Source organism: Achromobacter sp. UBA5777 (assembly GCF_002418565.1).
Taxonomy (GTDB): domain Bacteria; phylum Pseudomonadota; class Gammaproteobacteria; order Burkholderiales; family Burkholderiaceae_B; genus Achromobacter; species Achromobacter animicus.
In genome coordinates this window covers 637-10,827 of sequence record NZ_DIEJ01000133.1, presented here as the reverse complement: position 1 = coordinate 10,827, position 10,191 = coordinate 637, and the positions used below count along the sequence as shown (strand labels likewise).

At 60.6% G+C, this 10,191-nt stretch carries 6 protein-coding genes and 1 pseudogene; 4 read left to right on the top strand and 3 right to left on the bottom strand.

The window, feature by feature from the left end:
• From B3446_RS09810 to B3446_RS09800, 3 genes are all read left to right on the top strand, one after another.
• A partial coding sequence (locus B3446_RS09810) for a general secretion pathway protein GspN (RefSeq protein WP_291380506.1) occupies window positions 1–601 on the top strand: 601 nt, incomplete at its 5' end.
• 557 nt (window positions 602–1,158) lie between these two features.
• On the top strand, window positions 1,159–1,635 hold the full coding sequence (locus B3446_RS09805) for a hypothetical protein (protein WP_291380504.1): 477 nt from the start codon (window positions 1,159–1,161) through the stop codon (window positions 1,633–1,635).
• A gap of 7 nt (window positions 1,636–1,642) precedes the next feature.
• The gene (locus B3446_RS09800; RefSeq protein WP_291380502.1) at window positions 1,643–4,243 is read left to right on the top strand and encodes a P-loop NTPase; all 2,601 of its coding nucleotides are present in this window, start codon (window positions 1,643–1,645) and stop codon (window positions 4,241–4,243) included.
• A gap of 548 nt (window positions 4,244–4,791) precedes the next feature.
• On the opposite strand, the gene B3446_RS09795 is transcribed toward B3446_RS09800, so the two are convergent.
• Window positions 4,792–5,814 carry a MerR family transcriptional regulator gene (locus B3446_RS09795; RefSeq protein WP_291380500.1) on the bottom strand — a complete coding sequence of 341 codons (1,023 nt, stop codon included), beginning with the start codon at window positions 5,812–5,814 and terminating at the stop codon, window positions 4,792–4,794.
• 387 nt (window positions 5,815–6,201) lie between these two features.
• Here B3446_RS09795 and B3446_RS09790 point away from each other — a divergent pair, with 387 nt between their 5' ends.
• Entirely contained in the window at window positions 6,202–7,893 is a 1,692-nt protein-coding gene (locus B3446_RS09790) for a sensor domain-containing protein (RefSeq protein WP_409515346.1), read from the top strand.
• Between the two features lie 295 nt (window positions 7,894–8,188).
• Here B3446_RS09790 and gspE read toward each other — a convergent pair whose 3' ends face one another.
• Both gspE and B3446_RS09780 read right to left on the bottom strand, forming a co-directional pair.
• Complete coding sequence (gspE, locus tag B3446_RS09785) at window positions 8,189–9,589, bottom strand: type II secretion system ATPase GspE (protein WP_291380496.1); 1,401 nt, start codon at window positions 9,587–9,589, stop codon at window positions 8,189–8,191.
• A pseudogene (locus B3446_RS09780) lies at window positions 9,586–10,191 on the bottom strand (type II secretion system protein GspD); the annotation flags it as partial. The pseudogene B3446_RS09780 and the gene gspE, both read right to left, overlap by 4 nt.

Below are 10,191 nucleotides of genomic sequence, written 5' to 3'. Positions count from 1 at the left end.
CGGCAGCGGCTGGGTCGCACTGGGGGCCCAAGGGGCGCGCCGCGTGCTGCCACAACCGGTGCAGTGGCAATGGCGCTGGGACACGCTGGCGCTCGACATCTCGCATCCCTGGCTGCAGGGCACCTTACGCGCGCGCCCCGGGTGGAACGGCCTGGCGCTGCCCGCATCGTCCCTGCGCATGCCCGCGACGGTCCTGCCCGCGCTCGGCGCGCCTTGGAATACGTTGTCGCCGCAAGGCATGCTGGAGATCAGTTGGCAGCCCCTGCGCCTGGGCGCCCCGCTCCCCCCCGGCCCGGCCGTCGACCTGCGCTGGCGCAACGCGGCGACTGCGCTCTCGCCCATCACGCCGGTGGGCACCTACTTGTTGCGCGCGCAAGGCGGAAAGAGCGGCGCGACGCTGGTCCTGAGCACAGAAAGCGGCCTGCTCGACGTGAAGGGCCAGGGCGGCACCGGCCCCCGCGGATTGAACTTTCAGGGTGAGGTCACCTTCGCCCGCGCGGCCAGCGAAGCCGACCGCGCCGCGCTGGACGGCCTGATGTCGACACTGGGCCGCCGCTCGGGCGACACGGTGACGTTCAGCGTGGGGAAGTCGGCGCGATAAGTGTCGAAGTTCACTTGAGGTCGAAGCTCGACGCCTTGGAAGTCAACGACTTAATGAAGTGTGGTTCATTTACTCTGTCCGCAATGGTTCATTGAACTTGCCATTCCTCCTAAGAAAGTTCATTGAACTTGGTAGCTGAACGAGTCCATCACATCACGATGCTCTCCAACCCTAGCCCCCTCGCGTACCCCAAAGTGGCGGTGAGCTAGACCCGGCCGACCAACGACCACTACCGGCCATAAAGAAACGTTCGGCTATTCTCAAGCTCACACGTGCATTAAGGCCACTCCGTTCAACAAGCAGTCATCCACGGCATGAAAATTGTGATCAAGCCATCGACGTTTGCTGACGTTTTTCCGCCATGCGTATCTGCAATCCCGTATGTCAAGTTCGCGGCTGTCCCCGAAAACCGGCATCCCCCGAAAGAAGTTGCGCGCAATATAGCTTCGCACCGACCTCCCGGCTCCCCTGCCCGTCGTAGTAGTTGCCCAAGTGCTCGTTCAATCCCTGGGTGGTCGTGGCCCCTGTTGGTATCATATGAAGTACTTAGTCCCGCGGTGCTGCCGCTCAAGAAAACGAACTCTAAACAACAATTGAGCCAACATACAACGAACATCCGCGCCTTCGTCGCCGCCGCAGCCTCAAGCGCTGACGACACGCTCAGAGCTTATTGCGGCATGGTCGCAATTGAACTCGTCCTTAAACAGGCAACTGGGCTGCCCGGCCACAACATCCCGCGCGCACTTAACGTCTTCGCGCAGCGCTTCGCTGTAGGCGGTCAACGGGACTGCAAGGTCCGGCTCAATGCGTTCTCAGCGCAGTTGAGTAATGCACTGAAGGCGATCAGCGTGCAAGGCAGGGACGGCGTTGCGCAGTTTGCCCCTGCGGAATCCTATCCCTACATTCGTTATACGCGGCTCGTCTCCGACGGCTGGCCTGCCCCATCGACGACTCATGAGCAGATGAAAACACTCGCCGATCTCGTGTGCAGCACGCGGTCCTACCTTGCAATGAAGTTCCAAAAACCACTCTGATCCAGTCATGACGATATCTGAATTCATTGAGTCCATTGCACAGATCGCCGGCATCAGGGTTGAGGTCGAATACGTGCATCCGACGCTGTATATCCTGTGTGTCGACAGTTCGTTCGAGGGTATGACCAACGATGCCCGGCTCGCCGCGTTTTGTGGGACGGTCAACATCCCAGCGGATGACGTCGAATCGGTTGCCGCTAGTCCAATGATCGAATTGGCACTGCTCACGGAAAGGGAACGTCAGGAGCAGTTCCGCTTTCTGGTTCCGGGCGGAGCCGGAACTAGCTGGCTAAGTGCGTTCGCTCCTGGCAACAGAACGGGCATGGCATCGTCCGCCGTTCTGGCGGATCAGCAAGATATGGCCACCAAATCTCCCTCCCGCCAACGCCCTGCGAAAGCGGTTCATTTTTACGGATACAAGGGAGGTCAGGGGCGGTCGACGGTGCTGGTAGCGCTGGCCAAGGTGCTGGCCGACGCAGGCTATCGTGTGCTCACTGTGGATGCCGACATTGAAGCCCCCTCGCTTGATGCAATGTTTGGTGTTGGGGCTTCCGACATCGGAGCAACCCTGATGGGCTTGTCGACACCAGGCACTTCGCTGACGCCACTATCGCGCACGTACGTTGGCGCATCGGTCACGGGGTACGTTGACCTTGTGTCCGCGCGGCCCGTTGCAGCTCGCTTCGATATGGACTTCGCTGCTTTTCTGCTGAACACGTCGATGGATGCGTCAGTGTTGGAACTCGCAGTGGCCGCTCTCCGACAACAGGTCGAGGCAGGAGGCGAACATGGTTCGCCACTCTATGACATCGTGCTTTTTGATCATCGAACCGGGCTTGCCCCCTCCGTTTTGCCCATCATGGAGGCGTGGCCCGGGTCGGCCGTGATTTTTGTCCGTCCAGACGGCATGGCACGGCATATCCTCGATTCACGACTGCTCGATACCTTGTTGGCACATGATCCGGAATCTCCGGGAGCTTTTGTCAGCTTTTCGCTCGATCCCAAGAAGACCGCAAAGGACACCCGTAGCCAGAGCGCACGCTTCATCGAAGGGCTACTTGGCAAGATCGCAGAGGCGATGCAGACCGGGGATGCGATCGATCCCCAGGATTTGGATCCCTACTGGGTGTTCTGGAGGCACGACCAGAGTTTCGTCGACGGGCAGCAGCCGAATCCGCGTGACATGTCGACCGCCAGCCGAGAAGCCATCGGCCAATTACGCTCCGTGCTTGGCCTGAGCGGTAATCCTGCCGTAGCGATGCCGGTAGGTACCCTGACGAGCAGCGGCTCAACTGATGATGGAAAGTTCATTCTGACGCCGGGATTGGCCAAGTTGTTCAGCTCAGACAGTCCGTATACATATGTTTTTGGCCGAAAGGGGACGGGGAAGACCAGACTGTTGTCCGAGCTCGTTCGGCGCAATCTGGCTGAACCGCTGCTTGTCGCGAACGACTCGCGGGCCGGCGGGTTACCCAGCGCAAACCGCGTTTTCCAGTCCGCACTGGCCGCATGTAACCGAGACTTTGAAAAATTCTGGTGGTTTTTGCTGAGCGTCGCGCTGTCGACGTCGAGCACGAGGGGTGAAGGGATCTTCGAAGCCGCTCTTCAGGAGCAGATCGAACAACTCGCCGTGCATCCCAACAGGGTCGTTCGACTCGACCCGCAGACTTTCGCCAACCGTTCAGAAAAGCGCGTGTTCGTGATCGATGGTGTTGAAACGGCAGTTCCTGCGAGCGACCTCCGATCCTTCGTCGAAGCTCTGTTCCGTTTTCTCGCGGCAGTCCAGTTCGATAGGACTTATTCAAAACTGCTCACGATACGGCTGCTGTTGCGCACCGACCTTGCAACGGGGGCTGCTGAGAACGTCGAACAGCAAATTGAAGGTTCTGCGCTCTATCTTCATTGGAACAAGACCACCATTCTTAACTTCGCTCTCGCGCGGATTGTGAGTCTGCCCTGGTTCCAGCAACACTTCGCCGACGTTTGCAAACGTATAGACGACAAGGCCGATAGCATCTCGCACGGCGCCTTGCCAGACGATGATTCGGAGTCTTTACTGCTGGACATCTTTCCCGCAGGGTTAGAACGCAATCGCCTGAAAACCACGACGTTCTTTGCGTCCTACTTCTCGGACGCGGGCGGAGATGCGGGCACTGACTCGGCGTTTTATCCCCGGTTGTTCGACGGGTTCCTGCGAACACTGGCGGACAATGCAGGTGAAGGGGCCGACCTGGTCGACAATCGGCTCTCCAGCAAAAGTGTCCTGCTCGCCTACGACCAGGCCTCTAAGTCCTTCATCAGTGATGTCAGGACCGAACTGTATTCATTCCTTAACATCGAGTCCAACATCGACGAAAACAGATCAGCTGTAAACCGGTTGATTGCCGCCTTCGACGGGCTTCAGACGCCATTTTCCATCGAGGAAATTATTGAGACGCTTGCAAAGCGGACAAACATTCCGGTAGATGTGGTGCGGCGCTCTTTGACCAGTATGCAGAAGATCGGAATGTTCGAACCTCGAGCGGGGTATCCTGGCGAACTGCGGGCGCGACAGCTTTATAAGGCCGGCCTCGGGATGAAGTATGTGAGAAAGAAGCCTCAGGAATGAGGTGAGATCGGTGATTAGCCCGTCGGCAGCCAAAGCTGCGTCCGCTTTCCCTGGCAATTGCTCAATAGCAAAAGCTGTAGCTGCAAGGGTCCCGAAACAACGTAAAGACGCCGGCCAGAATCGAATTTGAATGTGGGCGATTTAGGACGACCCACAGCGTTTTCGAGGTTCCAAAAGACTGTTAACGCGTGAAGCCGTTATGTCAGTCTTGTGGAACTGAATGGCGGGAATGGGTCGAAAGCTGCCGGATCACACCGATGGCCGTCCTTGCGGATTCGAACGCGCGGCCCCGCCGTGCGTCCAAAGCAATGGCCGCCTAGTGCGGCCTCTTGCTTTGGCGGATGTTGCGGGGTCAGTGAACGTCGGCAGCCCCTCATCGCCCACCACGAAAGACCGCTCCCCAGCAACGAACGGAACCTTACATGACCGATGCCACAAGGGAGCTCTGGCATCGAAGCTGTCGTATTGCGGCGGCAATGAGTTTCGCCACTTGTCCATTCACCTTGCCCGCCGGCTTGTGCCGGGAAGTCAGGAAGTCAGGGGGCTGGCTACTTCGCCAGCGTCCCCATCGCCTGCCGCACAAACGCCAGCGTCGCGTCGTCCGCCCATGTGCCAGCGGTCAAGTCGGGCTCTGTCATCAGTGCCTGCCGGAACTTGGCGTGGGTGGCCGGGTTCTTGCCCGCATACGAACTGAACAGTTCCAACCACTGCCGCGCCAGCGCCCGCCCAGCTTCCGAGTCGGGCGCCGCGCCCGCATCAATAGCGTTCCGGACCTCTGCGATTAACGGTGGCCATTCCGAAATCCTGTCGCAGTAATGCTCGCGCATGAACCGTGCTTCGTCCGGCGTCAGATATTTTTCGTAGATAAGCAGCTTGCTTTCCGAGAAGGCGCGCAGCACATAATCGCGCATGGCTTTGGAAATGCCGACGTGCGTCTGCATGTCGGGCTCCTGATCGTGCATTTGGTTCAGCTTCACCAACAAGCGCGGATCGCCGTTGGTATCGCGCAGCAGCAGTTCCATCCAGCGATGGGCAAGTTGGCGAGGTTTAGCCTCCTCGGGCGCCACGCCCTGCTCCATTAGCTGCTCCACTTCGTGGACCAATGCAAGCCAGTCCGGGTCGCCGTCCGGCCCACGGGTGTACAGGGGCAAACGCGCCAGTTCTTCTCGCGAAAAATATTTATCATACATAGTCATCATCTCCAAAGCTTTCAGCCAATCGGCCAGCTCAGGCTCCGTGCCGTCCGCCAGCTGCTCGTGCAGTTGCGCCAAGCGTTCGCGCAGGTGCGCGGCCTGCTGTATCTGGCGGTCCAGCATGGCAAGCTGCCGGGAGATCACGTCCGCCAAGCGCGCGCCGGGCTGGTCCAGGTAAGCGCCAATTTCCGCCAACGCCAATCCGAAACGACTCAATGCCTGGATCTGATGCAGCCGGGCAATCTCGTCGCGACCGTACAGGCGATAGCCGTTTTCGGCGCGCGCTGAAGGCGTCAACAAACCAATCGCGTGGTAGTGGTGAAGCGTGCGGACGGTCAGCCCGGTACGCTTTGCCAGTTCTCCTACGGTCAGTTGCATGTTTCCTCCTTCGAATACGCAGGCCAAACTTTGGGCCATCACGTTACGTGAGGGTCAAGCGGTGCTGCAAGTCCTGTGGGCGGTCAGGGTTTAATTGGATGTCGGCCGCCGCAGCAGGCCGGAGGTGGCGCACGGAGGTCGACCGCGCAACGGTACCGGGCTATGTCACGGCCGCCCGACCGTTTCGGGTCGCTATCGGCCGGTCGCTGAGGGCAGTTCGCGGCCATGAGCGGTACTACTCGGCGGTTTCAGAATGGTGATCAGAGGCGATTCGTATGGCCTACCCCTTGTCCTCCATGAGTCAGAGCAGGCAGCTAAAATACTACGACCCACGGTTTGCGGGCCAACAGTTGGCTCTTAAGTTCCACGCGAACATAGGTCCGAAAAATGGCACGACATACGCACCATCCACTGGCTGCTCGGCCCCACGAGCCCGCGCCAGCTCATCTGGCGGAAATGCTTGATAGCCTTAGCGACGGATTCATGTCGATAGACAAGTCTTGGCGCTTCACGTACCTCAACGGTACCGCCGAGAGGTATTTGCAGCAGGAGCGTCACAACCTTCTAGGACGCAACATCTGGCAGTGCTATCCGGACTTGGTGAACTCCGGCTATTACCGCATCTACCGGCAAACAGCGGCGACAGGACGTCCCGGCTGTCACACCGGCTACTACCCCCCGCTTCGCACTTGGTTCGAAGCGCGCTCGTTTCGTCACGACGAGGGCATTACGGTACTTTTTCGCGACGTCACCCGAGAACACGAGCACGCCGCCCAGTTAGAGTTTGAAGCGAGTCACGATTATCTGACCGGGTTGGCGAATCGACGCAGTTGCATGGAAGCACTGTCTCGCGCAGTAGCTGGCGCTGCCGTGCCAAGCACGACGACTGGGGTCTCTGTCGCGGTGCTTTTTATCGACTTGGACCACCTAAAGGAAGTCAATGACGCATTCGGCCATGCTGCTGGTGACGAACTCCTGCGTGATTTTTCGATAAGGCTCACCGCAAGCCTCGGACCTGCCTTTTTTGTTGCGCGCGTAGGGGGTGACGAGTTTGTTCTACTGTTGCGCGAGACCACGAAACGCGCGGCCGAAGCGTGCGCATTTTCGGTGCTCAACGCGCTGGCAATGCCGTTCGAAGTAGGCGGTCGAGCGATCCCTCTGTCGGCTAGCATTGGTATCGCGCTCATGGGAGAAGAGCCGGCAACCGCCGAGACATTGCTGAGTCAGGCCGATACGGCCATGTATGCAGCCAAGTCGGCTGGCGGGCTTCAGGTCCGCACGTATGACGTGATATTGGACAGGGGCGTGCGCAACCGTGTCGCATTACGCTCCGATCTCCGTACGGCATTTTCGGAAAACCAGTTCGAGCTTCATTTTCAGCCTCAGATATCACTCGCCGATGCCTCCCTGGTCGGCGCCGAGGCGCTTCTTCGCTGGCGTCATCCGGACAGGGGCTTGCTGACGCCTGACGCATTCCTGACTTTGCTGCTTGAATCTCCATATGAAGACGTACTTGTGGAATGGCTGCTTAATGCGGTTTGCATGCATATCGCCGCATGGCAACGAATGGGCGTCACCGCACCGCGAATCAGCCTGAACCTTTCTGCTCGACAACTACTCGATATCGGGCTAGCAGATCGAATTCAAAATGTCGTCAGTAAACATGGCATCTCCGCCGCCCTGCTCGATGTAGAAATCACGGAGGATTGCCTGGTAAGCGATATTGAAATGGCGACTTCAGTCCTTTCCGCACTGAAAAAGGCCGGGGTATCCGCGTCGCTCGACGACTTCGGTGCGGGATACTCAAGTTTGAGCTATCTGGTCCGACTGCCTGTGGACACGCTCAAGATCGATAAATCCTTTGTCTCGGGGCTGGCGGCGTCGGAAAAGGCGTCGGCGGTAATTCGAGGCATCGTCGCTCTTGCTCGGTCGCTGGGCATGAAAACGGTCGCCGAAGGAGTCGAGCACCAACATCAAGCCGATGAGCTGAAGGATGTCGGCTGCGATTCCATCCAGGGTTATCTGGTTAGCCGTCCATTGGACTCAGATGCCTTTGCAGAATTCATGCGACGGGCTTGATGCACAGGACGCGCGCTGACGCTATGGCGGAGTCGATACAGTCAACGCCCGCAAAACCCATCAATCCCACCAAAGGCATCTTCAGCCTTCCATCGGTCGGCTCACGGTCCGCTTTGGGTCGCAAGCTGTCGGCCGCTCAACCGACATTCCGCCCAACTACAGGTCAAGTTCGGTGAACCAAATCTCAAGTTGGATGAACTTTGACATTAAGGGCAGCGACGGGCAGGAAGGTGTCTGACACCGGGCAGAGTTTGTAGAACGAAGTGAGGTGTCCGACGCCAAGCAACTGCCAGCGTTACGCGTCCCGCGTCACGCGCAAGATTTCCTCCGGCGACGTCTGCCCCGCATCCACCCACCGCTGTCCGTCCTCGCGCATGCTGCGCATCCCCGACGCGGCCGCGGCGCGGCGCAGTTCGCGTTCGTCGCGGCCTTCGTGGATCAAACGGCGGGCCTCGTCGTCCACCGTGAACAGCTCATGGATGCCGGAGCGGCCGCTGTAGCCGGTGTGGTTGCAGGCCTCGCAGCCCACGGGGTGGAACACCTGCACGCCGTCCAGCATCGACGGCGCTTTGCAGGCGGGGCACAGCTTGCGCACCAGCCGCTGCGCCAGCACGCCCAGCAACGACGACGCCAGCAGAAACGGTTCGACGCCCATGTCCGTCAGGCGGGTAACCGCCGAGACGGAGTCGTTGGTGTGCAGCGTAGCGAGCACCAGGTGGCCCGTCAGCGAGGCCTGCACCGCGATCTGCGCGGTTTCCAGGTCGCGGATTTCGCCGATCATGATGACGTCGGGGTCCTGGCGCAGGATGGCGCGCAAGGCCAGCGCGAAGCTCATGTCGATCTTGGCGTTGACCTGCGTCTGGCTGATGCCGGCCAGATCGTATTCGATGGGGTCTTCCACCGTCAGGATGTTGCTGGTGGAAGCGTCCAGCCGGCTCAGCGCCGCGTACAGCGTGGTGGTCTTGCCGCTGCCGGTCGGGCCGGTCACCAGCACGATGCCGTGCGGCTGGCGGATCAGTCGGTCCAGCTGTGACAGCACGCCGGGGCTCATGCCCAGCTTCTCCAGTTGCAGGCGGCCGGCCTCCTTGTCCAGCAGACGCAGCACGGCGCGTTCGCCATGGCCGGTCGGCAGCGTGGACACGCGCACGTCGATCGGACGACCGCCCACGCGCAGCGCGATGCGTCCGTCCTGCGGCAGGCGTTTTTCGGCGATGTCCAGGTGCGCCATGATCTTGATGCGCGAGATCAGCGCGGCATGCAGCGCCTTGCGGGGGGACACCACGTCGCGCAGGGTGCCGTCGACGCGGTAGCGGACGACGGAATGCGTTTCGAAGGGTTCGATGTGGATGTCGCTGNNCGCGTTGATCATGCGGATCACGGGCGCGTCGTCCTGCGCTTCGAGCAGGTCTGCCACTTCGGGCATGTCCTGCATCAGGCGGTCGAGGTCGATCTCGTTTTCCGCCACGCCCATGACCGACGCCGCGTCTTCCGAGTGGCTGTAGGCCGCGGTCAGCAACGTCTCAAGCGCCTCGTCGTCGATCTGCGTGAGGCCGATATCGCCGTGGCAACGCCGGATTTCGCGCACGGCCCATTCGGGCGTGCGCGGACTGACCGTCAGTTGCGCCTGCCCCCCGCGCAGCGACAGCACCGCGCGCTGCGATCGGGCCCAGGCATAGGGCAAGGGGTGCGCGCTCATAGCAGCTTCTCGGGGTCCACCGCCACCGTCATCATGACTGGCCGCGGCGCGCGGATGGGCTGCTGCGCGGACGCGGGCGGCGCGCCGGGATACTGACGCACCGCGAAGGTTTCCACCGTCGTGGGCGGCGGGCGGCGCAGCGTTTGCGCCTGCTGTTCGGGACGCAGGTCGTAGGCGTTGTTGGACACCGACGGCGCGGAACCCGGCAGCGGCAGGATCGGCGCCTGCATGTCCGGCAGCGCCCAGTGGTCGCGCGGCTGCACGGCGCCCTGTGCGCGGCGCATGTAGTCGTAGCGGTCCATCGTGACGCTGGCGCTGCGGTTGGCGTCGCGCACCACGTAGGGACGCAGGAACACCATCAGGTTGGTCTTGGTGCGCTTGCGCGTGTCGTAGCGGAATAGCGAGCCGATCACCGGCAGCGAGCCCAGGCCCGGCACGCTGTTGGACGTCAGCGTCACGTTGTCTTCCAGCAGGCCGCCCAGCACGATGATCTGGCCGTCGTCGATCAGCACGCTGGTGTCGATCGCGCGTTTGTTGGTGACGATGCCGGTCGTGGGGGTCGAGCGGCTTTCGTCGATGCTGCTGACTTCCTGGTAGATGTC